Annotated in this window: 23 protein-coding genes and 2 riboswitches; of the genes, 11 read left to right on the top strand and 12 right to left on the bottom strand. The window is 63.4% G+C overall.

From position 1 onward, the window contains the following. The first annotated feature begins 17 nt into the window (after positions 1-17). Positions 18-134: riboswitch (TPP riboswitch) on the top strand. Between the two features lie 98 nt (positions 135-232). The 3 genes from thiC to thiE are packed head-to-tail and all read left to right on the top strand — an operon-like array spanning position 233 to position 3476. Continuing rightward, entirely contained in the window at positions 233-2035 is a 1803-nt protein-coding gene (gene thiC, locus PAA8504_RS02360) for a phosphomethylpyrimidine synthase ThiC (RefSeq protein ID WP_108892535.1), read from the top strand. Beyond that, entirely contained in the window at positions 2032-2841 is an 810-nt protein-coding gene (thiM, locus tag PAA8504_RS02355) for a hydroxyethylthiazole kinase (RefSeq protein ID WP_108892534.1), read from the top strand. Before thiC ends, thiM begins: the two co-directional genes overlap by 4 nt. Further along, on the top strand, positions 2838-3476 hold the full coding sequence (gene thiE, locus PAA8504_RS02350) for a thiamine phosphate synthase (protein ID WP_108892533.1): 639 nt from the start codon (positions 2838-2840) through the stop codon (positions 3474-3476). Before thiM ends, thiE begins: the two co-directional genes overlap by 4 nt. A 97-nt stretch (positions 3477-3573) precedes the next feature. Here thiE and thiD read toward each other — a convergent pair whose 3' ends face one another. From thiD to PAA8504_RS02335, 3 genes are all read right to left on the bottom strand, one after another. Beyond that, positions 3574-4389, bottom strand: a complete 816-nt coding sequence (gene thiD / locus PAA8504_RS02345) for a bifunctional hydroxymethylpyrimidine kinase/phosphomethylpyrimidine kinase (RefSeq protein ID WP_108892532.1) — start codon at positions 4387-4389, stop codon at positions 3574-3576. Further along, a complete protein-coding gene (locus PAA8504_RS02340; protein WP_108892531.1) occupies positions 4386-4835 on the bottom strand; it encodes an NUDIX hydrolase in 450 nt (149 codons plus the stop codon). Before PAA8504_RS02340 ends, thiD begins: the two co-directional genes overlap by 4 nt. Before the next feature lie 33 nt (positions 4836-4868). Then, a riboswitch (TPP riboswitch) is annotated at positions 4869-5003 on the bottom strand. 988 nt (positions 5004-5991) lie between these two features. Continuing rightward, positions 5992-6996 (bottom strand): AraC family transcriptional regulator, encoded by a 1005-nt coding sequence (locus tag PAA8504_RS02335; RefSeq protein ID WP_108892530.1) that lies wholly within the window; start codon positions 6994-6996, stop codon positions 5992-5994. A gap of 439 nt (positions 6997-7435) precedes the next feature. Between PAA8504_RS02335 and PAA8504_RS02330 the strand changes: the two genes are divergently transcribed. Continuing rightward, positions 7436-8683 carry a class I SAM-dependent methyltransferase gene (locus PAA8504_RS02330; protein ID WP_108892529.1) on the top strand — a complete coding sequence of 416 codons (1248 nt, stop codon included), beginning with the start codon at positions 7436-7438 and terminating at the stop codon, positions 8681-8683. Between the two features lie 368 nt (positions 8684-9051). Here the strand turns inward: PAA8504_RS02330 and PAA8504_RS02325 are convergent, their stop codons facing one another. The 7 genes from PAA8504_RS02325 to PAA8504_RS02295 are packed head-to-tail and all read right to left on the bottom strand — an operon-like array spanning position 9052 to position 16734. Then, positions 9052-10197, bottom strand: a complete 1146-nt coding sequence (locus PAA8504_RS02325; RefSeq protein WP_108892528.1) for an iron-containing alcohol dehydrogenase — start codon at positions 10195-10197, stop codon at positions 9052-9054. After that, entirely contained in the window at positions 10194-11573 is a 1380-nt protein-coding gene (locus PAA8504_RS02320) for an aldehyde dehydrogenase family protein (protein ID WP_108892527.1), read from the bottom strand. Before PAA8504_RS02320 ends, PAA8504_RS02325 begins: the two co-directional genes overlap by 4 nt. A gap of 6 nt (positions 11574-11579) precedes the next feature. Then, positions 11580-12944: a glutamine synthetase family protein gene (locus PAA8504_RS02315; RefSeq protein WP_108892808.1), complete on the bottom strand. Its 1365-nt coding sequence runs from the start codon at positions 12942-12944 to the stop codon at positions 11580-11582. 59 nt (positions 12945-13003) lie between these two features. Next, positions 13004-14041, bottom strand: a complete 1038-nt coding sequence (locus PAA8504_RS02310) for a TRAP transporter substrate-binding protein (protein WP_108892526.1) — start codon at positions 14039-14041, stop codon at positions 13004-13006. A gap of 59 nt (positions 14042-14100) precedes the next feature. Beyond that, positions 14101-15429 (bottom strand): TRAP transporter large permease, encoded by a 1329-nt coding sequence (locus PAA8504_RS02305; protein WP_108892525.1) that lies wholly within the window; start codon positions 15427-15429, stop codon positions 14101-14103. Beyond that, a complete protein-coding gene (locus tag PAA8504_RS02300) occupies positions 15419-15961 on the bottom strand; it encodes a TRAP transporter small permease subunit (protein ID WP_108892524.1) in 543 nt (180 codons plus the stop codon). The genes PAA8504_RS02305 and PAA8504_RS02300 overlap by 11 nt, the downstream gene beginning before the upstream one ends. Next, positions 15958-16734: an N-formylglutamate amidohydrolase gene (locus PAA8504_RS02295; RefSeq protein ID WP_108892523.1), complete on the bottom strand. Its 777-nt coding sequence runs from the start codon at positions 16732-16734 to the stop codon at positions 15958-15960. Before PAA8504_RS02295 ends, PAA8504_RS02300 begins: the two co-directional genes overlap by 4 nt. A 119-nt stretch (positions 16735-16853) precedes the next feature. Between PAA8504_RS02295 and PAA8504_RS02290 the strand changes: the two genes are divergently transcribed. Next, on the top strand, positions 16854-17720 hold the full coding sequence (locus PAA8504_RS02290) for a MurR/RpiR family transcriptional regulator (protein WP_108892522.1): 867 nt from the start codon (positions 16854-16856) through the stop codon (positions 17718-17720). A gap of 12 nt (positions 17721-17732) precedes the next feature. Here PAA8504_RS02290 and PAA8504_RS02285 read toward each other — a convergent pair whose 3' ends face one another. Then, positions 17733-18500, bottom strand: coding sequence for a DeoR/GlpR family DNA-binding transcription regulator (locus PAA8504_RS02285; protein WP_108892521.1), 768 nt, complete (start codon positions 18498-18500; stop codon positions 17733-17735). 250 nt (positions 18501-18750) lie between these two features. Between PAA8504_RS02285 and PAA8504_RS02280 the strand changes: the two genes are divergently transcribed. Genes PAA8504_RS02280 through PAA8504_RS02255 form a run of 6 tightly spaced genes read left to right on the top strand, consistent with a single transcriptional unit; the run spans position 18751 to position 24904 of the window. Next, on the top strand, positions 18751-19836 hold the full coding sequence (locus PAA8504_RS02280) for an ABC transporter ATP-binding protein (RefSeq protein WP_108892520.1): 1086 nt from the start codon (positions 18751-18753) through the stop codon (positions 19834-19836). After that, positions 19836-20942: an ABC transporter ATP-binding protein gene (locus PAA8504_RS02275; RefSeq protein ID WP_108892519.1), complete on the top strand. Its 1107-nt coding sequence runs from the start codon at positions 19836-19838 to the stop codon at positions 20940-20942. The genes PAA8504_RS02280 and PAA8504_RS02275 overlap by 1 nt, the downstream gene beginning before the upstream one ends. Beyond that, on the top strand, positions 20939-21814 hold the full coding sequence (locus PAA8504_RS02270; protein ID WP_108892518.1) for a carbohydrate ABC transporter permease: 876 nt from the start codon (positions 20939-20941) through the stop codon (positions 21812-21814). The genes PAA8504_RS02275 and PAA8504_RS02270 overlap by 4 nt, the downstream gene beginning before the upstream one ends. Beyond that, positions 21811-22704, top strand: coding sequence for a carbohydrate ABC transporter permease (locus PAA8504_RS02265; RefSeq protein ID WP_108892517.1), 894 nt, complete (start codon positions 21811-21813; stop codon positions 22702-22704). The genes PAA8504_RS02270 and PAA8504_RS02265 overlap by 4 nt, the downstream gene beginning before the upstream one ends. Then, positions 22704-23135: a DUF2160 domain-containing protein gene (locus PAA8504_RS22415; protein WP_245897492.1), complete on the top strand. Its 432-nt coding sequence runs from the start codon at positions 22704-22706 to the stop codon at positions 23133-23135. The genes PAA8504_RS02265 and PAA8504_RS22415 overlap by 1 nt, the downstream gene beginning before the upstream one ends. A gap of 44 nt (positions 23136-23179) precedes the next feature. Next, positions 23180-24904 (top strand): ABC transporter substrate-binding protein, encoded by a 1725-nt coding sequence (locus tag PAA8504_RS02255; RefSeq protein WP_108892516.1) that lies wholly within the window; start codon positions 23180-23182, stop codon positions 24902-24904. A gap of 47 nt (positions 24905-24951) precedes the next feature. Here PAA8504_RS02255 and PAA8504_RS02250 read toward each other — a convergent pair whose 3' ends face one another. Beyond that, positions 24952-25923 carry a LysR family transcriptional regulator gene (locus PAA8504_RS02250; protein WP_108892515.1) on the bottom strand — a complete coding sequence of 324 codons (972 nt, stop codon included), beginning with the start codon at positions 25921-25923 and terminating at the stop codon, positions 24952-24954. Positions 25924-25956: the final 33 nt, after the last annotated feature.

Raw genomic sequence — 25956 nt, 5'->3', positions numbered from 1 at the left:
GGTGGGCGCAGGGTGGCCGCACTCACCCGGGGGGTCCCGACAAGGGGCTGAGATACTGCTGGCGCATGCAGCGCAGTGACCCGATGAACCTGATCCAGTTCACACTGGCGTAGGGATGGTGCACCGGCTGCATGGGCTTTTTGCCCGATACGTTTCAGACGTATTGCGTTCGGCCTTCTCCATTCGACGCGGAACTGGGTCTCCTACGCTTTGGCCAAGGAGGCTTAGACCGATGAAAGACCTTACCCCGACAGTCACCACGGGTCCGCTGCCCGCCTCGCGCCGTGTCTGGCACGATGGCACGGTGCATCCCGGCATCCGCGTGCCCATGCGCGAGATCGACCTGCACCCCACCGCCGGCGAGGCGCCGGTGACCGTCTATGACAGCTCGGGGCCCTATACCGACCCCGACGCCGCGATCGACCTCGACCGGGGCCTGCCGCGCCTTCGCGAAAGCTGGATCGACGCGCGCGGGGATGTCGAGACCTACGAGGGCCGCCACGTCACCCCCGAGGATAACGGCTTCGCCGAAGGAGGGCGGCGCGTGCCCGAGTTCCCGGTCCGCCACGCGCCGCGGCGTGCCACGAAAGGCCAGGCGGTCACGCAGATGGCCTATGCCCGCGCCGGGATCGTCACCCCGGAGATGGAGTTCGTCGCGATCCGCGAGAACATGGGCCGCGCCGCCGCGAAAGAGGCGCTGGCCCGGGACGGCGAGGATTTCGGCGCAGAGATCCCCGATTTCATCACCCCCGAATTCGTGCGCGACGAGGTGGCGCGGGGCCGGGCGATCATCCCCGTCAACATCAACCACCCCGAGGTCGAGCCGATGGCGATCGGCCGCAATTTCCTGGTGAAGATCAACGCCAATATCGGCAATTCCGCCGTAACCTCCTCGATGGCCGAAGAGGTGGAAAAGATGGTCTGGGCCACCCGCTGGGGGGCGGACACGGTGATGGACCTGTCCACGGGGCGCAACATCCACAACATTCGCGACTGGATCCTGCGCAACAGCCCCGTGCCCATCGGCACCGTGCCTCTGTATCAAGCGCTGGAGAAGGTCGGGGGCATCGCCGAGGACCTGACCTGGGAGGTCTATCGCGACACGCTGATCGAACAGGCCGAACAGGGGGTGGATTATTTCACCATCCATGCCGGCGTGCGGCTGCACATGATCCCGATGACGGTGGACCGGGTCACGGGCATCGTCAGCCGCGGCGGGTCGATCATGGCCAAGTGGTGCCTGCACCACCACCGCGAGAGCTTCCTCTACGAGCATTTTGCAGAGATCTGCGAGATCGCCCGCGCCTACGACGTCAGCTTCAGCCTGGGCGACGGGTTGCGCCCGGGCTCGATCGCGGATGCCAACGACCGCGCCCAGTTCGCCGAGCTGGAAACACTGGGCGAGCTGACGCGGATCGCGTGGGCCCAGGACTGCCAGGTTATGATCGAAGGGCCGGGCCATGTGCCGATGCACAAGATCAAGGCCAACATGGACAAGCAGCTGGCCACCTGCGGCGAAGCGCCGTTCTACACGCTGGGGCCGCTGACCACGGATATCGCGCCGGGCTATGACCACATCACCAGCGGGATCGGCGCGGCGATGATCGGTTGGTTCGGCACGGCAATGCTGTGCTACGTCACGCCCAAGGAACACTTGGGTCTGCCGGACCGCGACGACGTGAAGACCGGCGTCATCACCTACAAGATCGCGGCCCACGCGGCCGACCTGGCCAAAGGGCACCCCGCGGCGCAGGCCCGCGATGACGCGCTCAGCCGCGCGCGGTTCGAGTTCCGATGGGAGGACCAGTTCAACCTGTCGCTCGACCCCGAAACGGCGCGATCCATGCATGACGAGACGCTGCCGAAGGAGGCGCACAAGGTGGCGCATTTCTGCTCCATGTGCGGGCCGAAATTCTGCTCGATGCGCATCAGCCACGATATTCGCGCCGAAGCCCAGAAGGAGGGGATGGAGAAGATGGCCGAGAAGTTCCGCGAGGGCGGGGACCTGTACATGCCGCTGGAGGACGTGAAATGAGCCAGACCCCCGAAACCCTTCTTGCCGCCCTGCGCGCCGACCCGCCGCTGGTGCAGTGCATCACCAACCATGTCGCCATGAACATCGCGGCCAACGTGCTGCTGGCGGCGGGCGTCAGTCCGGCCATGGTCTCGGACCCCGAGGAAAGCGAGGAGTTCGCCGCCATCGCCGGGGCGCTGACGGTCAATATCGGCACGCTGGGGCCGACCTTCGAGGCAGGTGCGCAGGCCGCGATCCGGGGGGCGCAGGGGGCCGGGCGGCCCTGGGTGCTGGACCCGGTGGCCTGCCAGGCGACCGCGTATCGCCGCCAAGTGGTGGCCGAGCTTCTGGCGCTGCACCCCACGATCATCAGGGGCAACGCCTCGGAGATCCTGTCCCTGGCGGGCGAGGCCAGTCGCGGGCAGGGAGTCGACGGGCGCGACGACGTCTCGGCTGCCGAGGCCGGCGCGGTGCGGCTGGCGCAGGCCATCGGCGGCGTGGTGGCGGTGACCGGGGAAGTCGACTATGTCACCGATGGCCAGCGCGCCGTGCGGATCGAGGGCGGTTCCTCATGGATGCCTATGAACACCGCGCTTGGCTGTTCGCTGACCTGTCTTTGCGGGGCTTACGCGGCGGTGGCGCAGGACGCCTTCGACGCAACCGTCGCCGCGTTGGCGCATTACGCGGTCGCCGGGGCGCAGGCGCACGGGCACGCCAACGGCCCTGGCAGCTTTGCTCCGCATTTCCTTGACGCGCTTCACGCGGTCACGCCCGCCGTGCTGGCGTCCGAGGCGGTGGTCCTGGACGCGAAGGTCGTGCCCGCGTGAGACGGACGTTCGACCTCTCGCTCTACCTCGTCCTCGATCCCGGCCTCTGCGCCGGGATCGGGATGGTGGAAACGGCTCGCCGTGCCGTGGCCGGCGGCGTCACCATGGTCCAGCTGCGCGACAAGCTGTGCGAACGGGCCGCACTGGTCCGGACGGGCCGCGCCCTGAAGGACGCGCTGGCCGGCAGCGGGGTGCCTCTGATCGTCAACGACGACGTGGATGCGGCGGTCGAGATCGGGGCCGACGGCCTTCATGTCGGGCAGGGCGACATGCCCGCGGCCGAGGCGCGCCGTCTGATCGGGCCGGGGGCGATCCTGGGGCTGACCGTGGAAACCCCCGTGCTGGCGCGCACCGTCGATCCGGGCCTGGTGGATTACATCGGCGCCGGTCCCGTCTTCGCAACGCCCAGCAAGGCCGATCACAAGCCGCCCGTGGGCTTCGACGGGCTGGCTGCGCAGATCGCCGCCAGTCCGGTGCCGGCCGTCGCGATCGGTGGCCTGAAGACGATCCATGTCGCGAGGGCCTTTGTCGCAGGCGCCAGGGGAGTGGCTGTGGTGTCAGCCATCTGTGGCCAACCCGATCCAGAAGCCGCGGCCCGGGCGCTTCGGGCCGAGATCGACAGTCTGTCCCCGTAAAGACCCGCAAGGGGCGCAGTCGCAAGCACCGGGAAGACGCGCCCGCCGTGCCGGAGTTTTTGCGGCAAAGAGCGACCGCGCAGGGTGGGGACCGTCCTCAGCCGGTGTCCGACCGGCCCCAGAGCGCGTGGAAATGGTGCACCGGTCCGTGCCCCTGTCCCACGTCCAAATGATCGCTTACCGCCAACGCCTTGTGAAGATACGCTTTTGCGCCTCCCACAGCCTCGACCGGATCGCGCCCGGGCAGAAGCGCCGCGATGGCCGAGGACAGCGTGCAGCCGGTGCCGTGGTCGTTCGCCGTCGCGATCCGCGGCGCCTGAAAGGGGGTGATGCCCGTGGGCCCCGCCAGAAGATCGGTGCTGTCGCGACTGCCCCGCAGGTGCCCGCCCTTCAAAAGAACCCATTCCGACCCAAGCGACAAAAGGTCGGGCAGGGCGGTCTGCATGGACTCCGCCGTCCAGTCGTCCTGCCGCCCCAACAGCACGGCCGCTTCGGGCAGGTTCGGTGTAATCACCGTCGCCAGGGGTACCAGCCCGTCGCGCAGTGCCGCGACCGCCTCGGGCGCGAGAAGAGAATGGCCGCTTTTCGCAACCATGACCGGGTCGAGCACGATGTTTCGGGCCTTGTGATGGCGCAGCCGATCCGCCACGACGTCGGCAACCCCGGCATTGGCAATCATGCCGATTTTCACCGCATCGATGCGCACGTCTTCGAACACCGCGTCGATCTGGGCGGCCACGAAATCAGGCTCCAGCGCGACGAAGGACCGAACCCCGCACGTGTTCTGCGCCACCACTGCCGTGATCGCCGAACAGGCATAGGCCCCGAGCGCCGAGAACGTCTTGATATCCGCCTGGATACCGGCCCCGCCCGAAGGGTCGGTGCCGGCGATCGTCAGGACATTGGCGATCATGACTGAGCCTCCTGTGCCAGCGACGCGGCCTGGGCCGCCACCGCGGCGACGTCGACGCTGAGCGCGAGGTCGGCCCCGGCAATCCCGTCCACATCCACCCACCGCACCTCGAGCGCGTCGTCGGCCGCGACGGCGTCGCCCGACATCCATTGGCACAACACGGCGATCAGGACGAAATGACGGCGCAACTGCCCCGCATCATCGCGATCGAACACATCCAAGGCGGTGAAGGCGCGGATCGCCTTTGCCGAAACGCCGGTTTCCTCGCCCAGTTCGCGCAAGGCGGCCTGCTCCAACGTCTCGCCCCGGTCAATCTTCCCGCCCGGAAATCCCCACCGGCCGGCATCCGGCGGGTTGGCCCGGCGCACCAGAAGCACCTGCCCGGAACGGATGACGATCGCGATGGTCGCAGGGATCGGACGGTCGGGTGTCGTATCGTTAGGCATGGCGGCCTCGTGTGCTGAGGCCGGCAAGGGCAAGAAAGCGCTGCGGTCCTGTCCCTTCGCCGGCATGATCCGGATCAGGTTCGAAGGGTCACTGCGCTGCGATCGGCCATGTCGACGGCCGTGCCAGCAGAGTCTCAGCCCCTTGGCGGGACACCCCTAGGAGCACACTATCTTAAGCGCGTGGACAGCGAATTCAACGCGTGTTCTGCAATGGGCGCATTTGCGTCACCGAGCGGCACAGTGGTTCACGGCCGTGACTTGGCGGCATTTCGGCTCGGTGGCAAAGCATACCCATATAGGTGCTATGACACCTCTCGGTTTCGGCTTGTCCTTTTGGCCCGTGGGGGGGCGGCCATTCGAGAATGTCATGCCATCGGGATGGGCTCGACCACGCGGGTCACAATAAGGCAGTGCCTGCAAATCGGCTTGGCTATGCGGGCCTCGTACTGCGCCGTCATCCGGGACTGATGCGCGCGCAGGGGATGTCCGTGTTCGCAACAGCCCTGAAATCGGCGCCGGAATAGGGTCGGCATCCCGGCCACCGGTGATCCGATGCGCGTCGCCGCCCTCAGAAGGGTCGGTCACCTTCCGCCGCAGCATCGCGCTGGGTTTCGAAGGCCAACTCGTGGGCGCAGGACACGAACCGGATCAGGTCCGCGTTGGAGGGCGAATGCCCTCACCCATGCGCTTGACGCGTCGGCCGGAAGCCCGATCCAGAAAGTTGGGCCAAAGGTGGTGGACGTCGAAGGCCAGTCTCGCGCAGCATGAACATCCTGCCGATTGCCCAGGACCCGGATATGGTCGGACAGGAAATAGTCGAAGCCGTAGGTCAGGAAGGTCCCGAAATTCGACGTGTCGCCCGAGAGGTTGCTGGGTGCCCAGGAATTCATGAAGGGGCCTCGCCGGGCGTGATGGTATCCACGACCATCACAAAGCGCTGTTCGGGCAAAAAAACATCACGGCGGCGTCGGTCGTGAGGAAATGCGCCGTCTCTTCCCGATCTTGGGGGCGCAACGAAGAAGACTACACCGTCTTCGGTCACGAGGAAGGCCGACTGATAGGTCATGTCCGAAGAAGAGGCTGGGTTCGATCTCGATCAGGTGCAGACCGAACTCGGTGTTGCGTGCCGGTGCCTTGATCGCATTTGCGCATTCAGTCAGCTGCGTGAACGATCTCTGCGATAGCTTGCTGGAGTCATGCCAACCCAGCGTTTGAAAGCGCGGGTGAAGGAGCTCTGCTCGGCGAAGCCGGTCAAAAAAGCGATCTCGGCAAGGGAATGGCCCTCGTCACGCAAGAGCCCTTCTGCCAGTTCGCGCCGGGTCTCCTCGGTCAAAGTTTGAAAGCTCATCCCGTGCTCGGAGAGCCGCCGGTGGAATGACCGCGTGCTGAGCCCGAGACCGCGCGCGATGTCTGCCATCTTCGGCGCGCCCTCGCTGAGCGCCTGTGCTATGGCACCCTTTGTCTCTGAAACCAGCGGCGCATCGTCGGCGATTTCCGACAATTCCTTGTCGAGGTGCGAGACGAGGTACCGCGAAATGCCCACGTCCCCCAGTATGTTGGGCTGTGCCAGCGCCGTGGTGGAAAACCGAACCGCGTCGAGATCCATCCCGAACCTGACGGGACAGCCAAACCAGTCTTCGTGAGCAATGATCGATTTCGGCGCGGGGTGCCGGACCAGAACTTCCAGCGGCTTCACGGGCACCGGGCTGACCTGCCGGGCGATCGATAGGGCACTGGCGAGGGTCGCCTCGTTCGACAGGCGCATCCCGAGACGTCGTTCGCCGGGGCGGTGCAGGATGAAAAGCGTTCCGCGGGGATCGGCGCGCAGTTCGTACCTCACCACACTGGTCCAGAGCCGGGCATACCGCTCGACCCGCGCATAGGACGCGCCAAGCGTTGTTGCCGCCTTGAATGCAAGGCCGAGCGCGCCGTACTCATCCAGCTTCATCGAGGCCCCGGTGCGTATCGGCAGATCAGTCACATCTATCTGGGCCGCAAGCCGCTCCAGCATGTCATAGTAGGTGGCGGCCGGGATCATCACCTTCGGATCCAAGGGGGCATCCGGGTCGATGCCCACCCCCTGTAGAAGCGCGGCGCCGTCGATGGAGTTGCCTGCCGCGGCGACCATCCTGCGCGCGAAGAGAGAGGTGACATAGCCCATTTCCCAATCCTAATCGCCGGAACGCCAGGCGCAAAGCCGTCGGTCGGTGTGGGTCGAACCAGCCGCCGGCACGCTCAAGACTTCGGATTGCTGGCGGGAAATTTCTGTCCGTGGCCGTCATTTTCGCGCCGTCCTCTGGTAAACCACGGATGTCTTTCCCTCCGCCAAGACCGCGTTCCGCTGGTGCTGGCGATCTTCGCGGCGACGGGCGCTGCGATCACGCCCGCCCCCTGATTAAAGGCAAGTGAGCGAAGCATCCGTGTCCATGCCGATGCTCTGCCCTTGGCGTTGATTGGTCAGCCATTCCAAGCGGGAGCGGGTTACTGGTGGACAGCCAGGCGACGCTTCTTCGCGATCTCAGGTGTCCGATTCATCTTTTGTTATCCTCAAACCGGGTATGCCACCTCACAGCGTTTCCTTAGAATGAGGACCAGCGAACATGGCAAAAGATTTCGCGCTGTCGTTTCCCGAAGATGATGAAGCCCGTCGAGAGTTTGAGTATCAATCGACGCAAGAAGCGGACAGGCTTGTCCAATTGGCCAAGCTTACGCCACTGACCGACGGAGGTCTTCGAACCTTGCAACTCCTCTCGGAAGCTTTGGTCAAGGTCCCCCATCACCACGAAGCACGGATCCTGCGGGATCGGCTCTATCAGATGTTCGTACCCCGCTGGCACTTTCCCATGCTGGGGGACAAGCTGCGCAATCGTGCCTATTCCGCTGCCATTGCCTCGAAGGTCAAGCCGGGCGACGTGGTCCTGGATATCGGTTGCGGTGCCGGGTTGACCGCAATGCTCGCGGCGCGCGCCGGCGCGAAACATGTCTATACCTGCGAGCAACAACCCCTGATCGCACAGGCGGCGTCCCGGGTGATCGAAGAGAACGGGCTTGCCGACCGGATCACGGTCATCCCAAAGATGTCGCACGACCTTGTCGTCGGCGTGGATCTGCCGGAACCGGTGGATGTCGTGATCTCTGAAATCGTCGATACCATGCTGCTCGGGGAAGGTGCGCTTGCAACGCTCTCGCATGCCATGCGGGACCTTGCGAAGCCCGATGCGCGCGCAATTCCCGAACGCGGGAAACTGATGGCCCAGGTGGTGGAAAGCGACCCTCTGATGGACCTCTGGCGTCCCCGGGCGGCTGAGGGCTTCGACCTGTCCGCGTTCCACCACTTTGCCACTGTCGCCCAGATCACCCCGAACGACTACGCCGCTTGCGAGCTGGCCCCGCTGGGTCCTGCCGAAGAGCTCTTCGAGTTCGATTTCACCAAGCCAGACCTCACCCCCGGACACGCCATAAGGCATCTGGGCTGCACCGCCGCCGGAACGATCCATGCCGTTTCCGTATATTTTCAGATGGATCTTGCGCCGGGCATCGAACTGACGAACGATCTGACATCCGATGGCCACTGGGGCAGGACGGCTTTCCTGCTGGACCAGCCCGTACCGGTCGGGCAGGGGGACACACTGACGATCACGGCGCAGCATGACACGTCCCAACTCAGCCTGACGGCGGACGAACTCGCGGAGTGGCAATACGATCCCCACCACCGGATCGTATCGCATGTCTGGGATAATGGGGATCTACTCGCGATGGATTGCGACGATGAACTTCAAGTTGCCTGCAAACCGCATGGCGCGGAGGCGATCAGAGATTCCGCCAAGTCCGCGGAGCTTCAGATGTGAGGCGCTTTATGCCCATGTCCGAAACAGATGCCGACATCTGCTTTAGGGTTTGCTCGGTAATATCCGGCGGACTTGGGCCGAAAGGCACACCCGGACGGGACCCCACCGCTCTCGATTGACTGCGCCGATGGTTTCCCGGAAACGCCGACCGCACGATCCAGCACCAGCGACGGTGCTACGATATGATCCTGTATCGAAACTGTCGATCCATTCTCGATCTGGGTCGAAAGAAACCACGCATCCAGCAACCCGAACCTCCCGCGATTCCCGGGTATCTGCCACGGACGAACCGCCTACGCGCGACCAGACCGCCGAGAGTCACCTTGAGGCGAGGGTGGTCGTCCGGGATTGTTTGAACGAATGGGCCGTCAAAGGGCGGCGCGGAACAGGTCGCGCAGGTTGTCCGCGGTCAGCGGGACCGGGTTTCCTCCGCAGGAAGGGTCCCGGAGCGCCATGTCGATGAGGTCGTCAAGACGATCCTCGGTGACGCCCATCCCTGCCAGCCCGTGCGGGACATCGAAGCGGGCGTTGAACCCGTCCACGAAGGCGCGAAACCCCTCAAAGCCCCCGTCGATTCCCAGATAGGGGGCGGCGCGATCGAACCGGTCGCGGATCGCGGCCGCATTCAGGTCCAGGACGGCCGGCATGCAGACTGCGTTGGTGGTGCCGTGGTGTGTGTCGAAGACGGCGCCCACTGGATGGCTCATCGCGTGGATCGCTCCCAGGCCCTTCTGGAACGCGACAGCCCCCATCGCCGCCGCGGACATCATGTTCGCCCGTGCGGTCAGGTCGTCGGGGGTGTCGTAGGCGCGGGGCAAGTTATCGATCACCAGCCGCATGCCCTCCAGCGCGATGCCCTGGCTCATCGGGTGGTAATGCGGGGACGAGAATGCCTCGACGCAATGCGCGAAGGCATCAAGGCCGGTCCCGGCGGTGATCGCTTTCGGCATCCCGACGGTCAGCTCAGGGTCGGCGATCACCACCGTGGGCAGGACCTTGGGGTGGAAGATGATCTTCTTCTCATGGGTTTCGGAATTGGTTATGACGCTTGCGCGTCCGACCTCGGAACCCGTCCCGGCGGTGGTGGGGACCGCGACGATAGGGGCGATGGCGTCGGCATCGGCGCGGGTCCACCAGTCGCCGATATCCTCGAAATCCCACAAAGGACGGGTCTGGCCGGCCATGAAGGCGACCATCTTGCCCAGGTCCAGCCCCGATCCGCCACCGAACGCGACCACGCCGTCATGGCCCCCGGCGCGATAGGCCTCGACGCCCGACGCCAGATTCACCTCAGTCGGGTTTGTGTCGACATCCGAAAAGATCGCCCGACCCAATCCCGCGGCGTCCAGAAGGTCCAGCGCCCGCGCGGTGATCTGAAGGGTGGAGAGGCCCCGGTCCGTTACGAGAAGGGGGCGCGAGATTCCGGCGGCGCGGCAGGCGTCGGGTAACTCTGACAGGCGCCCGGCGCCGAAGCGGATGGAGGTTGGATAGGACCAGGTGCCGGTCTGGGTCATGAAGCGGCCTTCTTGAGGTGGTACGATTTGGGACGTGTCAAAGCCTGAAGCCCCAAGGTCGACAGCCCCGCACCACGTCCGGTGTCCTTGCACCCGGTCCAGCACAGGGCCGGATCGAGGTAATCCGCGCGGTTCATGAAGACCGTGCCGGTTTGCAGGCGATCCCCCACGCGTTCGGCCCGGTCCAGATCGGCGGTCCACAGGCTGGCGGTCAGGCCGTACCGGCTGTCGTTCATCAGGCAGATGGCGTCCTCGTCATCCGCCACCGGCATGATGCCGACCACTGGGCCAAAGCTTTCCTCGCCCATGACGCTCATGCCGTGATCGACGCCGGTCAGAACCTGCGGGGTCAGGTAGGCGCCGCCATCGTCTGCCGGATCGGGTGGGATATGGGCGGTTGCTCCCTTTTCGACGGCGTCGTCGATCTGGTGGCGGACCGCTTGGGCGAAACGGACGTGGGCCATTGGCCCAAGGGTGGTTTCGGGGTCGAGCGGGTTGCCCAGCTTCAGCGCGTTGACCCATGCGACGGCCTTCTCGACGAACGGCTCATACAGGGACTGGTGGACATAGATCCGTTCGATCCCGCAACAGCATTGTCCCGCATTGAACATCGCGCCGTCCATCAAGCCGTCAACCGCCGCGTCGAGGTCAGCATCGTCCATCACGTAGCCCGGATCCTTGCCGCCGAGTTCGGTCGAGACGGGAACGAAGGTGCCTGCCGCCGCGCGTTCCATCGCATAGCCACCGGCGACCGAGCCGGTGAAGTTCACGTAATCCACGTGCCGCCCGGAGATCAGCGTATGGGTGGTATTGTGGTCGATATAGACGTTCTGGAACACGTCTTCCGGAACGCCCGCGGAATGGAACGCGCGGGCCATGCGTTCACCCACAAGCAGGGTCTGGGTGGCGTGTTTCAGAAGGACCGCATTCCCGGCAATCAACGCAGGGGCCACGGTGTTGATCGCCGTCATCCAGGGATAGTTCCAGGGGGCCACGACCAGTACGACGCCCCAGGGAAGCCGGCGGATGAAACGCCTCGCGGTCCCGTCGTCGCCCACCATGATATCCTTCAGCGCGTCCTTGGCGATCTCCGCCATGTGCAGGCCGCGTTCGCTGAAGCCGCCGAATTCCCCTCCGTAGCGAATGGGGCGTCCCATCATGCGGGCAAGCTCGGGCACGATCTCGTCGTTCATGGCGCCTACCGCCGCGATCCCGGCGCGGACCAGCGCGATCCGCTCGTTCATAGGGCGGGCGGCCCAGTCAGCTTGTGCTTCCCGTGCGCGCGACGCCGCACCGCGCGCACCGTCGGGGGTAAGCGCCTTGCGCTCGGCGAAGATCGTGCCGTCGATCGGCGACACACAAGTCAGGGTCGTCATGGCTCGTCAGGCCCCTTCGAATCCGCGTTTCAATTCCCAGTCGGTGACGGCCCGGTCGAACTCTTCCTGCTCCCACTCGCCGCAGCGGACGTAATGGTCCACCACGCCGTCGCCGAACGTCTCGCGCAGCATCACCGAGTTGCGCAGCGTTTCAATGGCTTCGCGAAGGGTGCGCGGAATTTCGACTATATCACCGCCGGCATAGGCATCGCCCTTGTGCGGAGGGGCAAGATCAAGCTCGTCCTCGATCCCGCGCAGTCCCGCCGCGATCAGCGCGGCCTGAGCGAGATAGGGATTCATGTCCGACCCGCCGATGCGGCATTCGATGCGAATGCCCTTGCTGCCGTCGCCGCACATACGGAACGCGGCGGTCCGGTTGTCGACGGACCAGACCGCCTTGGTCGGCGCGAAGGTGCCGGGGGCGAACCGCTTGTAGCTGTTGACGTAAGGGGCCAGGAAGAAAGTGTAGTCGCGGGCATAGGCCAGCAGGCCGGCCACGAAGTGCCGCATGACCTTGGACATGCCGAATTCTGCGTCCGAGTCGTGGAACGCGGGCGCCTCGTCCTGCCACAACGAGAGGTGCACGTGACTGGACGAGCCCACCTTGTCCGGCGCCCATTTCGGAATGAAGGTCGCGGAACAGCCGTTCAGCCATGCGATCTCCTTCACTGCGTGCTTGGCGATGGTGTGGTGGTCGGCGCAATCGATGGGTCCGGCATAGCGGATGTTCAGTTCCTGCTGGCCGGTCTCGGCCTCGCCCTTGGTGTTCTCGACCGGGATGCCCGCGGCGACGAGGTGGTTGCGCAAGGGGCGCATCACGACCTCTTCCTTGGTGGTCTGGAAAAGGTTGTAATCCTCGTTGAAGCCGTTGAACGGGATCAGCGTGCGATACCCGTCTTTCTGAAGGCTGCGGTAGTCGCCCTGGAACAGGAAGAACTCCAGCTCGGTCGCCATCGCGGCCTCGAACCCCATGTCGGTCAGGCGGTCCACCTGCCGTTTGAGCATCTCGCGCGGGGCGTGTGGCACGACGTCATGGCCGTGATGGTCCAGGACATCGCCCAGCACCAGCGCGGTACCTTCAAGCCAGGGCATCGTCCTGAGCGTGGTCAGATCCGGGCGCAGGGTGTAGTCACCGTATCCCGAATGCCAGCTGGTCGCGGCATAGCCGTCCGGCGTCGCCATCGGCAGATCCGTGGCCAGCAGGTAGTTGCAGCAATGCGTTTCCTCGTGCGCGTGGTCGAGGAAGTTCGACACGTGGAACCGCTTGCCCATCAGCCGCCCCTGCATGTCGACCATCGCGGCCAGCACTGTGTCGATCTCGCCGCTGGCGGCTTTCTCCCTCAGGGCGTCGAATGTCAGGTTTCCGGGCATGAACAGGCTTTCCTTGGTCGCGGGGTTGGGACGGCCCATGGGGCCGCCCCGCCTTGGGCTTAGAACGTGTAGGGCGGTCCGGCCTGATTGATGACGTCGTTATACTCGCGGAAGATCGAGACGACCTTCTGGTGAACCTCGCCCTCCTGGGCGACTTCTTCCCAGAACTCCTTGGCTGCGTTCTCGACCTCGGCCCATTCTGCGGCCGGGACGCTGCGCAGTTCCAGCTTGTCGCCGCGCGCGCGCAAGCGGGCCTCGCCGCCCCAGTACCACTGGTTGCGATAGGTGTGCCCGGCCTCGATCCCGGCCATGACCAGCTGCTTGAGGTGGTCGGGCAGCTCTTCCCAGCGTTCTTGGTTGACGAAGAACGATCCGATCCATGCGCCCGAGATGTTGTTGGTCAGGAAGTAGTCGGTGACGTCCGCCCAGCCGACGGTGTAATCCTCGGTGATGCCGGACCATGCCATGCCATCCAGCTCGCCCGTCTGCACCGCGACCTCGGCATCCTCATAGGGGATGTTGACCGGGACGACGCCGAACTGGCTGAGGAAACGGCCCGCCGTGGGGAAAGTATAAAGGCGCAGCCCGTCGAGGTCGCCGACGCTGGTGATCTCGCGCGTGGTGTTGAAGTTGCAGGGGTCCTGACCCGCGGCGGACAGCCATTTGACGCCGACCTTGGAATATTCCTCGTCCCAGATCTCGGCCAGTCCGTATTGGTTGAACAGCACCGGAACGTCGAGGATGTGCTTGGTGGCGAAGGGGAAATATCCTCCGAACTGGCGCAGCGGCGTGGGCGAGGCCATGCTGTCGTCATCGGAATGCACGCCGTCGATGGTGCCGCGCTGGAGGGCCTGGAACAGCTCTCCGGTGGGGACGATCTGGTCGGCGTAGAACAGCTCGATCTCCATCTCGCCGTTCGAGGCGGCGTTGATGTAATCAATGATGGGTTTCGTCACCTCTTCGCCCAGGGCGGCACCGGCATAGGTCTGGAACCGCCAACGGATGGGCTCTTGGGCGCGGGCGATGGAGGGTGCTGCAAGGGCGGCTGGCGCGGCCAGGGCCGCACCGTGAAGGAACTTGCGTCTCGTGGTCGTCATCTGGGGTATCTCCTTCGTTGGGGTGAAACGGCCGGTTTGCCCGGCTCCTTTATGGTTGGTCACAGATCGTACACGATCCCGGGCAGCCACAGCGCGATTTGCGGAAAGATCATCACCAGCGCGAGGGCCAGCACCATGACGAAAACGAATGGCACGATGGAGCGATAGATGTCCCGAAGCTCGATCTCGGGCGGGGCCATCGCGCGCATCAGGAACAGGTTATAGCCGAAGGGCGGCGTCATGTACGCGATCTGGCATGTGATCGTGTAGAGGATGCCGTACCACACCAGATCGAACCCCAGATCGCCAACAAGCGGGACGTAAAGGGGCGCGACGATGACCAGCATGGCCGTGTCGTCCAGGAACGTGCCCATCACCAGAAAGCTCAGCTGCATCAGAATCAGAATGACCCACGGGTTCAGGCCCAGCCGCTCGGTGAACAGCGACTCGATCGCGTTCACGGCGCCCAGCCCGTCGAAAACGGCCCCGAAGGCCAGCGCGGCGGTGATGATCCACATGAACATGCAGGTGATGCCCAGCGTCTGGCGGATGGTCGTCTCGAACACGCGCCATGTCATCCGCCGCTTCAGGACCGCCGCGAGGAAGGCCGCGATGGCCCCAATGGCCGAACTTTCGACAAGGCTGGTCCAGCCGTTCAGGAAGGGCACCATCATCACCGCGAAGATCGCGATGGGTAGAAGGCCGGCCCGCAGAAGGCGCATCTTCTCGGCGTGTGTGATCTCGGCCCGTTCACCTTCGGTGAGGGTCGGTCCCAGTTCGGGCGTGATGCGACATCGAATGTAGATATAAAGGATGAACATCGCCGCCATCATCAACCCCGGCACCGCGCCGGCCAGCCACAGCTGCCCCACGGGTTGGCGGGCGATCATGGCGTAAAGCACCAGCACGACCGAAGGCGGCACCAGGATCCCCAAAGACGATCCCGCCTGGACCACCCCGGTTACCATCAGCTTGTCATAGTTGCGTTTCAGAAGCTCGGGCAGGGCAATGGTCGCGCCGATGGCCATGCCCGCGACCGACAGCCCGTTCATGGCCGAGATCAGGACCATCAAGCCGATCGTCCCAATGGCCAGACCGCCGGGCATCCCGCCGGTCCAGACATGGAACATGCGATACAGGTCATCGGCGATCTTCGATTCCGACAGCACATAGCCCATGAAGATGAACATCGGCAGCGTCAGCAGCGGGTACCACCGCATCACCTTGATGATGGCCGAGAACCCCAGGTCATAGCCGCCCCGGTCACCCCACAGCAGAACTGCCGCGATGACTGCCACGAAGCCGATCGCGCCGAAGACCCGCTGGCCGGTGAACAGCATCAGCATCATGGTCGAGAACATGAGGACGGCGATCAGCTCATAGGGCATCGCCTTGCTCCTCGTTCTGGTGACGCAAGGGGGTGCCGGTGCGCAGGAACAGGATATCCTTCGCCAGCTCGCTGAGCGCCTGAAGAAGCATCAGGAAGATGCCGATGCAGATCGTCACCTTGATCGGCCAAAGGTAGGGTCGCCAGGCGGAGGAACTTCGCTCCCCCCCATACTGGAAGGAATAGCGAGTGCTGTCGATCCCGCCCCACAACAGGATGCCCAGATAGACGATCAGGACCAGCACGGTCACGCTGTCCAGAAGCGCCTTTCGCCGGGGGTTCAGTGCGCCATAGATCAAGTCCATGCGCACATGTGACCCCATCTGCATGGCATAGGGGCCGCCCAGCACGAAATAGGCCACCATCACGAACTGCGCCATTTCCAGCGTCCAGAGCGACGGGTTGAAGAACACCTTCGAGATCGAAGACCACATCAGGATCCCCATCAGGATGAAGATACCGAACATCACCAGACGGCCCAGGCCGTAATTCATGCGGTCGACCGCCGCGACGTACATCCGCAGAAGCCTCATCCCGCGGCTCCCCGCGCGACGTCGGGCGCTGCGAGGGCGATCAGGATCGTGTCCGCAAGGTGGTATGCCATCCGGGTGCCGGAGTCTTCGTCCGCGATCAGATCATTGCGGATTTCGACCATCAGCGATGGTCTGCCATGGGCTTCGCCGTGCATGGCCAGTGTATGGGTCACGCCATCCTTCGCCGAGTACGGCGCGTTCAATTTCGCGCGCCAGATGCCCCGCGCGCGCTCCGCGGCCAGTGTGGCCCGGGCGAAACCGGGTGTGGCGTCGTGAAGGAAACCGATATCAAGGTCGCGCTGCTGCCCCATGTAGACGGGCGTGAAGCTGTGCACCGTAATCAATGCGATCCGTCGGCGGCAAACATCTTCTTGCGTGCGACAGGTTTCGGCCAAAGCGGTATGGAACGGGACATGGACCCGTTCGAATCGCGCTCGCCTAGCGGCATCGTCCAGGTCGCGGTTCCCGGGAATGTCGAAGACTTCGCTGGTCACCGGTATCGCGTCGGGCGCGGATAAGGGGCGGTTGCAATCGTAGACAACGCGCGAGATCGCGCCCTCGACAAGCGGTGCATCCAGCTCCTCGGCCAAGGTACGCGCCACATGGGCTGCACCTATGTCGTAAGCCGCATGAGAGGTGCACGCCGTTCGGTCCAACCCCAATCCGGCCAAGTCTTCGGGAATCCGGTTCGAGGCGTGTTCGCAGGCCACGACCATGGGGGCAGGGCGGTCGGCGCCGGATATGTACAGCGCTGTCCAGTCGCCTCCTGCCATCGCTCTTGCCCCATGCCTGACCCTCTGAAATTATCACTACAGCCACGGTAAATATGTCAAGGTTTTTTCTGTATGTATCTCTACATCATGTTTTTCGGGTGTAACGAAAGGAACTACATGTGAACCGACGACCCCTCGTGCGCGATTTGCTGACCGAAAAGCAGCCCGACCTCACCGCGGCTGAACGCAAACTTACCGCCGTGCTGGTGGACAACGCGATGGTGGCCGGCCTTCAATCCATTACCCGGCTGGCTGAAAGCGCGCAGGTCTCGACCCCGACGGTCATCCGTCTTGCCCGAAAACTGGGCTTCGAGGGCTTTGGTGAGTTGCAGGACGCGATCCGTGAGGACATCGCGGCCCGCATGAAAGAGCCTCTGGCCAAACTGAATTCCGGGTTGGACGACGCCCCCCTCGATCACATGGTCACGCGCTTTGCTTCGGGGGCGTTGGGCAACATCAAGCGTACGCTGGAACGGCTGGACCTGACCCAGTTCGACAGGGCGGCACAGCTCCTCTCGGATCCGACGCGCGAATTGCATTTCATGGGCGGTCGGATCACCCGGTCAAACGCGCACTACTTCTATAACCACATGCAGATCATTCGCCCGCGGGTGTATCTGATGGACAGTTCACCCAGCGTCTGGCCGCAATCTTTACTGGACATGGGTGCACAGTCCGCCCTCGTTATCTTCGATATCCGCCGCTACGAGAAGGAGCTCGAAAAGCTCGCCGCGCTGGCGGTCGCACAGGGTGTGGCGCTCGTTCTGTTCACCGATGTCTGGGGCTCACCCATCGAGCAGCACGCGGAGGTCTGTTTCCGTGCCGCGGTCGAGGTGCCGTCCAGCTGGGATTCCACGCTGGCGATCAATCTGCTGGTCGAAGCGCTGATCGCCGAGGTGCAGAGTCGCCGACAGGAATCCAGTGCGGACCGCATCTCGGCTTTGGAGAAGACGATAGGCCAGTCCCGGATCTTCCGAGGCGCCTGACGCGCCCTTGCCCTAGCCAGGGCGGACCACGTGTAGTGCTACATCGTGCTCGGCGCATCGGTCCGGCAGGGGGGCGGGGGGATCGCGATCGGTGAAAAACGCGTCGAGATCGGAGAGCGTCGCGACCCGGACGGGTGCCTTTCGGAGGAATTTCGACGTGTCGGCGACCAGAAAGATGCGCCGTGCCTGGTCGATGATGGCGCGGGTCACGCCGACCTCCTGCATGTCGAAATCCAAAATGTCGCCTTCCTCGTCCAGAGCCGAACATCCGATCACGGCGATATCGAATTTGAAGTGGCGGATCGTTCGCGTCGTCAAGTCGCCGACAAGCCCGCCATCTGACCGTCTGAGGGCGCCGCCCGCCAGAACGATCTGGCAGTCCGGGTTCTGCGACAAGGTGGTCGCGACATTGATGTTGTTCGTCACCGCCAGAATATTCCGATGTCCCAGCATTTTCGCAGCCACGGCTTCGGTGCTCGTCCCGATATTGAGGAACACCGAACAGTCGTTGGGAATCTCGGAAGCGCAAGCACTTGCGATGATTGCTTTACCTTCCGCATTGAGATTGCGGCGATCTTCGTATCCGATATTTGTGACACCCGACGGCAGGACGGCCCCGCCATGCACCCGATCAAGACGACCTGCTTCCGACAAATCCGCCAGGTCCCGGCGGATCGTTTGCAGCGTCACACCGAAATGGTCGGCCAGATCCTCGACGGTAACCTTGCCGTCCCGGCGGGCGATCTCCATGATTTCGGGATAGCGGATCGTCTGTGACATCAAGCGCGCTTTCGTTCGTTTTGGCGTGTTCAACCGTATACCATGGTCGAATCGAGTCCTTGAAGCAGATTTCGCCGTCGCCACCTTGGCGCGCAAACTTCCAGTTTCACGCCAGAAATCGTATGAGATCGAATTTTCGCATGAAGTTCGGCAGGATTGTAAAGGGAAAAATTCCGCACATCCTGCGTTGAAGATCGCGCCCCAAGGATGTACTGCTTCCTCTCGCATGGTTTGGGAGGATCGTCGAGCGATGACCCTGACGTTGGAAAACGTCTCGAAGGTGGTGGGGGGCAAGACCCATATTCATCCGACGGACCTGACCTTGGAACCCGGCACAATGAACGTTCTTCTGGGACCGACATCGGCTGGAAAGACGTCACTCATGCGGCTGATGGCGGGGCTGGATCAGCCGACGACCGGACGCATCATCTGGCAGGGGGACGACGTGACCGGCCAGCGCGTGCAGGACCGCAAGGTTGCGATGGTCTACCAGCAGTTCATCAACTATCCGTCCATGACCGTTTACGACAATATCGCTTCGCCCATGCGGCTTTTGGGGCTTGAAAAGGACGAGATCGACCGCCGCGTGCGCGAGGCGGCCGAGTTGATGCAGCTGACGCCGCAGATCGACCGCAAGCCTCTTGAGTTGTCCGGCGGCCAGCAACAGCGCTGCGCTCTGGCACGCGCATTGGTCAAGAACGCCGGTCTGGTACTGTTGGACGAACCCCTTGCAAACCTGGATTACAAGCTGCGCGAGGAACTGCGAGCAGAGATTCCGAAGATCTTCGAGCGGTCCGGGGCAATATTCGTATACGCCACGACGGAGCCCGAAGAGGCGCTTCTTTTGGGCGGAAATTGCGCGACGCTATGGCAAGGTCGCGTGACGCAATTCGGTCCGACCCCTTCGGTCTATCGCAAGCCCGCGGATGCGACTACGGCGCGCGTCTTCTCGGACCCGCCGATGAACTTCATCGATGTCGAAAAATCAGGTGACGCGATCCGGTTCGGCAAGGGTCAGGAGATCCCGGCATCCACGCTGGGACGTGATCTTGCCGACGGAAGTTATACTGCCGGCTTCAGGCCCAATCATTTGGCGCTGGAGCGTCGGGAGGGAATGCTGGGATTCAGTTCGACCTTGTCGGTCACCGAAATCACCGGATCCGAGACTTTCGTTCACCTCGACCACGAAGGGCAGCGTTGGGTTGGACTTGTGCATGGCGTCCGCGATCTGGAGCCTGGGCAAGAGCTGACCGTCCATCTGGATCCACGTCATATCTATATCTTCGGGGCCGATGGCCGCCTCGTACAGCCTGCCCCTTACGCGGAGGCCGCGTGATGGCCAAGATTACACTCGACAGTCTTGCACATTCCTATCTCAACGATCCGCAGTCGCCCGAGGATTTCGCTCTCCAGGAGTTGAACCATGACTGGGTGGATGGCGAAGCGTATGCTCTGCTGGGCCCGTCCGGTTGCGGAAAATCGACACTGCTGAACATTATCTCGGGCCTGTTGATCCCCAGTCATGGCCGAGTCCTGTTCGATGGGAAGGACGTGACCCATCTGCCAACGGCAGACCGCAATATCGCACAGGTGTTCCAGTTTCCGGTCGTCTACGACACCATGACCGTGCGCGAAAACCTGGCTTTCCCGCTGCGGAACCGCAAGCTGCCCCAGTCCGAGATTGCCGACCGCGTGATCCGCGTCGCTCGCATGATCGACATGGAGGGGGTTCTGGATCGCCGGGCCAGCGGTCTGACTGCGGATGCCAAGCAGAAGATCAGCCTTGGTAGGGGCATGGTGCGCGACGACGTGAATGCCCTGCTGTTCGATGAGCCTTTGACCGTGATCGACCCGCATATGAAGTGGGAACTTCGAACCCAGTTGAAGAAGCTGCACCACGATTTCGGTCATACGATGATCTACGTGACCCACGACCAGACCGAGGCTTTGACCTTCGCCGACAAGGTCGTGGTCATGTATGACGGCCGGGTCGTGCAGATCGGAACGCCCGATGAGCTGTTCGAGCGTCCGGCCCATACCTTCGTCGGCTACTTCATCGGATCGCCCGGGATGAACCTGTTCGACGCCCAGATCGACGGCACCAAGGCCCGGATCGCGGGCACGCAGTTCGACTTGGGGACCGGGTATGCTCTGAAGGGGGGGAAGACCAAGATCGGTGTGCGGCCAGAGTTCATCCGCCTGGGCCATCATGGCCTGCCTGCGCGAGTCACGCGGGTCGAAGATGTCGGCCGTCACAAGATTGTCCGCTTGGACCTTGGCGGCCAGGAAATGTCGGCGATCGTCGGCGAGGGCGCGGCTGTTCCTGACGGCGGCACGCATGTCCAGTTCGTCGAGGGCGGCGTGAACGTCTACGAAGACGATTGGCGCGTATCCCCCGAAAGAGGCGATGCCCCCGTTGCCGCGAAGACGGAGGCCGCATGATGAAGACCGACAATCAGAAAGCCTGGTTCCTTGTCCTGCCGGTCCTGATCCTCGTCGCGTTCTCGGCCGTGATCCCGTTGATGACGGTGGTGAATTACTCGGTGCAGGACACGTTCGGGAACAACCAGTTCTTCTGGGCCGGCCTTGCGTGGTTCGAGGACATGCTGGGATCCGAGCGGATGTGGAATGCGCTTGGCCGTCAGATCGTGTTCTCGGGTATCATCCTGGCGATCGAGGTGCCCTTGGGGATCTTCGTAGCGCTCAACATGCCGAAGAAGGGGTTCTGGGCGTCCTTCTGCCTTGTGCTGATGTCCCTGCCGCTGCTGATACCCTGGAACGTGGTTGGCACGATTTGGCAGATCTTCGGGCGGGTCGATATTGGCCTTCTGGGCTATACGCTCGATTCGCTCGGCATCGACTATAACTACACCCAAGGCTTCTACGCCGCGTGGGCCACGGTCATCACGATGGACGTCTGGCACTGGACCTCTCTGGTGGCACTTCTGGCCTATGCGGGGCTGCAATCCATCCCCGACGCCTATTACCAGGCGGCCAAGATCGACCAGGCCAGCCGCTGGGCCGTCTTCCGCTATATCGAGCTGCCGAAGATGCGCGGCGTGCTGACCATCGCGATCCTGCTGCGCTTCATGGACAGCTTCAAAATCTATACGGAACCCTTCGTTCTGACCGGCGGGGGGCCGGGCAACGCGACCACGTTCCTGTCCATCGACCTCGTGAAGATGGCGTTGGGTCAGTTCGACCTGGGTCCGGCGGCCGCCTTCAGCCTGATGTACTTCCTGGTGATCATGGTGATCTCATACGTGTTCTACATCGTCATGACGAACCTCGACAAAGAGGAGGGCGGCAAATGACCGATCAGACCGCAGCCGCCCCGGGCGCATCGAGCCTGCCCGGCGATATCACCGCGGACGACGCGAACACCAAGCTGAAGCGCGGATCGCGGTTCAACGGGTCGGCGGTCGTGATGACCCTGTACCTGCTGTTCCTGCTGGTGCCGATCTACTGGCTGGTGAACATGAGCCTGAAAACAAATACGGAGATCCTGGGCGGGTTTTCCCTCTGGCCGCAGGACCTGACGCTGGAGAATTACGAGACCATCCTGACCGATCCGTCCTGGTACATGGGCTACGTCAATTCCATGATCTACGTGATCATGAACACGGTCATCTCGATCACCGTAGCGCTGCCGGCAGCCTATGCGTTCTCGCGCTATAACTTCATGGGCGACAAGCACCTGTTCTTCTGGCTGCTGACGAACCGCATGGCGCCGCCGGCGGTCTTTGCGCTGCCGTTCTTCCAGCTGTATTCTTCCGTGGGTCTTTTCGACACGCATATCGCGGTGGCGCTGGCGCATTGCCTGTTCAACGTGCCCTTGGCGGTGTGGATCCTGGAAGGCTTCATGCGCGGTGTGCCGAAGGAAATCGACGAGACGGCCTATATCGACGGCTTCTCGTTCCCGCGCTTCTTCCTGAAGATTTTCATGCCGCTGATCTCGTCCGGCATCGGCGTCGCGGCGTTCTTCTGCTTCATGTTTTCATGGGTCGAACTGCTACTGTCGCGCACGCTGACCAGCGTCGACGCCAAGCCGATCGCGGCGACCATGACCCGCACGATCGGTGCGGCCGGGATCGACTGGGGGGTTCTGGCTGCCGCTGGCGTCTTGACCATCCTACCGGGTGCGCTCGTGATCTATTTCGTGCGCAACTACATTGCGAAGGGCTTCGCCCTGGGGAGGGTGTGATGAGCGACACCGACGATATTCGCGTCAGCCATGGCCACAAGGGCCTGTTCGGCGGATTGGTCGGGGGATGGCTGATCGTTGGCCTGTTCATCCTTTGGGCCGCTGTCGCCGCTTCGGGGGATGACGGCGCAATCGCCTGGACCCAGTCCTTGAACCCTGGTGGATGGATGGCCTGGGTGCTTCCCACCGCGCTATTCTTCTGGCTGGTCGCGGGCACGCTGATCGTGTTCACCATCCTCGCAATCCGCTACCCCGAGACGCCCCGACGCGGCGTCCTAAGCATCGATACGACCCGTGGCGACAGGCTGTTCATCGCACTTCTCGCCTCGGCGTTCCTCAATCTTGCGTGGCTCTGGATGGGGCTTGGTCCCCAGTGGATCGCGCTGATCCTATGCGTCGCCCTCGCGGCGGCCATATTCCGGTTCGTTTAAGAGTCGCGAACCCAATACTCACGTTCAAAAGGGAGGAAACCAACATGAACGTATCGCTCAGATCGACCACCGCATTGACGGTGGCGCTCGGGCTTCTCTCTGCCCCCGCATTCGCAGGGATGGAAGAGGCGCGCGAGTTCCTCGACACCGAGATCGACGGCGTCTCGACCCTCTCCCGCGAGGAGCAGGAGGCCGAGATGCAGTGGTTCGTGGACGCGGCCGAGCCGTTCCAAGGCATGGACATAAATGTCGTGTCCGAGACGATCACGACCCATGAATACGAATCCCAGGTGCTGGCGCCCGCCTTCACCGCGATCACGGGTATCAACGTCACCCACGACCTGATCGGCGAGGGCGACGTGGTCGAGCGGCTGCAAGTGCAGATGCAGTCGGGCCAGAACGTCTATGACGCCTTCGTCAACGACAGCGACCTGATCGGCACGCACTGGCGCTATGGCCAGGCGCGCAACCTGACCGAGTGGATGGATGGCGAAGGGTCCGAGGTGACGTCGCCGACGCTGGACCTCGCGGACTTCATCGGGACCGAGTTCACGACCGGGCCGGACGGCAACCTCTACCAGCTGCCCGACCAGCAGTTCGCGAACCTCTACTGGTTCCGTTACGACTGGTTCAACGACGAGAAGACCCAAACCGATTTTCAGGACGAATTCGGCTACGAGCTGGGCGTTCCGGTGAACTGGGCCGCCTACGAGGACATCGCCGAGTTCTTCACCGGCCGCGACATGAGCTATGTAGAAGGCTCCCCGTCCGAGGGCGTCTGGGGCAACATGGATTACGGCAAGAAGGACCCCTCGCTCGGGTGGCGCTACACCGACGCGTGGATGTCCATGGCCGGGATGGGAGACACGGGTGAACCCAACGGCCTGCCGGTCGACGAATGGGGCATCCGTGTGAACGAGGACAGCCAGCCGGTCGGTGCCTGCATGGATCGCGGTGGCGCAACCAACTCGCCGGCCGCCGTCTATGCGGTCGACAAGGCGATCGAGTGGCTGCAGAACTATTCGCCGCCGCAGGCCGCCGGCATGACTTTCTCGGAAGCCGGTCCGGTTCCGGGGCAGGGCAACATCGCCCAGCAGATGTTCATGTACACCACGTTCGTGGCACCCTTGGTCGACTCGGACGCGGTGATGAACGAGGACGGCACGCCCAAGTGGCGCTTGGCCCCCTCGCCTCATGGCGTCTACTGGGAAGAGGGCATGAAGGTCGGCTATCAGGACGTGGGCTCGTGGACGATCCTCGACTCGACGCCCGATGACCGTGCCAAGGCCGCCTGGCTCTATGCGCAGTTCGTGACGTCGAAGACGGTGGACGTGAAGAAGTCGGACGTGGGCCTGACCTTCATTCGCGAAAGCACGATCAACTCGGAGCACTTCACCGAGCGTGCGCCGCGTCTTGGCGGTCTGGTCGAGTTCTACCGCTCGCCCGACCGCGTGCGTTGGTCGCCGACGGGGACGAACGTGCCCGACTATCCCAAGCTGGCGCAACTGTGGTGGCAGAACATCGGCGACGCCATGTCCGGCGCCAAATCCACGCAAGAGGCGCTGGATACGCTGTGCTCGGACATGGAGGACGTGATGATGCGCCTCGAACGTGCCGGTGTGCAGGGCGACCTGGGCCCTGAGCTCAACGAGGAGCAGAGCGCGGAGTACTGGCTGGAACAGCCGGGCGCGCCGAAGCCTGCTTTGGAGAACGAGGACGAAGAGCCTCAGACCATCTCGTATGACGAGCTGGTCCAGTCCTGGCAGTAAGCCTCGACCGTCCGGGGCAGGGCGAACTTGCCCCGGACATCCTACGATCAACCGGTCTGCTGGCCACGCTTTGCTGCGTGAGCGCGCAGAAGGTTCAGGATCCGGTCCGTGACGGGCCGTGGATCGTCATCCGCCCGGCGGACCAACCCGAAATCCTTGACGGCCATGTCCATCGCCGCTGGCAGCACCTCCAGGCGGCTGCCCAGGGCGGCGCGTTCGATGAAGAACTGCGCTACAGCCCGGGCCAGCGGGGCGACGGCGTTGGTTTCGTTGATCAAGGCCAGCGTGAAGAGGATCGAGGTTGTCCCGATCACGCGGCGTGGAAGGGCGTGGCCGCGTTCCAGCAGGTACGTCTCGGCCGTACGGCGCAGCAATCCGCCCGGGGGCTGCATCACCCAGTCATAAGACAGACACTCCTCCAGCGTGATATTCTGACGATTCACCAGCGGATGGTCGAGCCGGACCAGAAGGCTGATGGGCTCGGCCCCGATCATGTCGATAGCGAAGGGGCGGGCATCGGCACCGTCGGGGATCCGGCCGATATAGAAATCCAGATCATCGGCCAGCAGCGCTTCGGCCAGTCGGTCCGACGTCTCGACACGGACCGTCACCTCGACTTCGGGGAAGGCGAGGCGCGCCTCGCGCAGGACGGGCAGCAGCAGTTCCAGTGATGGCCCCGTGACCGACCCGATGCGCACGTGACCGCGCGTTCCCCCGCGAAGCTGCGCCATCTTCTCGGCCGCCTGATCCAGACCGCGTAGGGTAGTCATTGCCTGATCGGCCAGCACCGATCCCGCCTCCGTCAGGGCGATCCCGCGTGAATGGCGGGCATACAGCGGCGTTCCGATCATCGCTTCAAGCTGCGACAGCAACCTTGACGCGGCGGGTTGAGTCATCCCGACATGAGCCGCCGCCGCACCGATCTGTCCGGTTTCGCGAAGCGCTGCCAGCAAGCGCAGTTGCGAGAATTTCAGCCCCCTGCGAACAAGCTCGTTTCCCTTCGGAATCTCTGATGACATATCAATACCGGTATACCAGAAGCGATAATCCGT

Origin of the sequence: Palleronia abyssalis (assembly GCF_900302445.1) — a bacterium.
Lineage (GTDB): Bacteria > Pseudomonadota > Alphaproteobacteria > Rhodobacterales > Rhodobacteraceae > Palleronia > Palleronia abyssalis.
This window is presented reverse-complemented; position numbering and strand designations above follow the sequence as displayed.

What these genes read in the sequence shown, in the direction of transcription:
- thiC (WP_108892535.1), top strand. Translation starts at nt 233, where the DNA reads ATGAAAGACCTTACCCCGACAGTCACCACGGGTCCGCTGCCCGCCTCG.
- thiM (WP_108892534.1), top strand. Translation starts at nt 2,032, where the DNA reads ATGAGCCAGACCCCCGAAACCCTTCTTGCCGCCCTGCGCGCCGACCCG.
- thiD (WP_108892532.1), bottom strand. Translation starts at nt 4,389, where the DNA reads ATGATCGCCAATGTCCTGACGATCGCCGGCACCGACCCTTCGGGCGGG.
- PAA8504_RS02340 (WP_108892531.1), bottom strand. Translation starts at nt 4,835, where the DNA reads ATGCCTAACGATACGACACCCGACCGTCCGATCCCTGCGACCATCGCG.
- PAA8504_RS02335 (WP_108892530.1), bottom strand. Translation starts at nt 6,996, where the DNA reads ATGGGCTATGTCACCTCTCTCTTCGCGCGCAGGATGGTCGCCGCGGCA.
- PAA8504_RS02330 (WP_108892529.1), top strand. Translation starts at nt 7,436, where the DNA reads ATGGCAAAAGATTTCGCGCTGTCGTTTCCCGAAGATGATGAAGCCCGT.
- PAA8504_RS02325 (WP_108892528.1), bottom strand. Translation starts at nt 10,197, where the DNA reads ATGACCCAGACCGGCACCTGGTCCTATCCAACCTCCATCCGCTTCGGC.
- PAA8504_RS02320 (WP_108892527.1), bottom strand. Translation starts at nt 11,573, where the DNA reads ATGACGACCCTGACTTGTGTGTCGCCGATCGACGGCACGATCTTCGCC.
- PAA8504_RS02315 (WP_108892808.1), bottom strand. Translation starts at nt 12,944, where the DNA reads ATGCCCGGAAACCTGACATTCGACGCCCTGAGGGAGAAAGCCGCCAGC.
- PAA8504_RS02310 (WP_108892526.1), bottom strand. Translation starts at nt 14,041, where the DNA reads ATGACGACCACGAGACGCAAGTTCCTTCACGGTGCGGCCCTGGCCGCG.
- PAA8504_RS02305 (WP_108892525.1), bottom strand. Translation starts at nt 15,429, where the DNA reads ATGCCCTATGAGCTGATCGCCGTCCTCATGTTCTCGACCATGATGCTG.
- PAA8504_RS02300 (WP_108892524.1), bottom strand. Translation starts at nt 15,961, where the DNA reads ATGAGGCTTCTGCGGATGTACGTCGCGGCGGTCGACCGCATGAATTAC.
- PAA8504_RS02295 (WP_108892523.1), bottom strand. Translation starts at nt 16,734, where the DNA reads ATGGCAGGAGGCGACTGGACAGCGCTGTACATATCCGGCGCCGACCGC.
- PAA8504_RS02285 (WP_108892521.1), bottom strand. Translation starts at nt 18,500, where the DNA reads ATGTCACAGACGATCCGCTATCCCGAAATCATGGAGATCGCCCGCCGG.
- PAA8504_RS02280 (WP_108892520.1), top strand. Translation starts at nt 18,751, where the DNA reads ATGACCCTGACGTTGGAAAACGTCTCGAAGGTGGTGGGGGGCAAGACC.
- PAA8504_RS02275 (WP_108892519.1), top strand. Translation starts at nt 19,836, where the DNA reads ATGGCCAAGATTACACTCGACAGTCTTGCACATTCCTATCTCAACGAT.
- PAA8504_RS02270 (WP_108892518.1), top strand. Translation starts at nt 20,939, where the DNA reads ATGATGAAGACCGACAATCAGAAAGCCTGGTTCCTTGTCCTGCCGGTC.
- PAA8504_RS02265 (WP_108892517.1), top strand. Translation starts at nt 21,811, where the DNA reads ATGACCGATCAGACCGCAGCCGCCCCGGGCGCATCGAGCCTGCCCGGC.
- PAA8504_RS22415 (WP_245897492.1), top strand. Translation starts at nt 22,704, where the DNA reads ATGAGCGACACCGACGATATTCGCGTCAGCCATGGCCACAAGGGCCTG.
- PAA8504_RS02255 (WP_108892516.1), top strand. Translation starts at nt 23,180, where the DNA reads ATGAACGTATCGCTCAGATCGACCACCGCATTGACGGTGGCGCTCGGG.
- PAA8504_RS02250 (WP_108892515.1), bottom strand. Translation starts at nt 25,923, where the DNA reads ATGTCATCAGAGATTCCGAAGGGAAACGAGCTTGTTCGCAGGGGGCTG.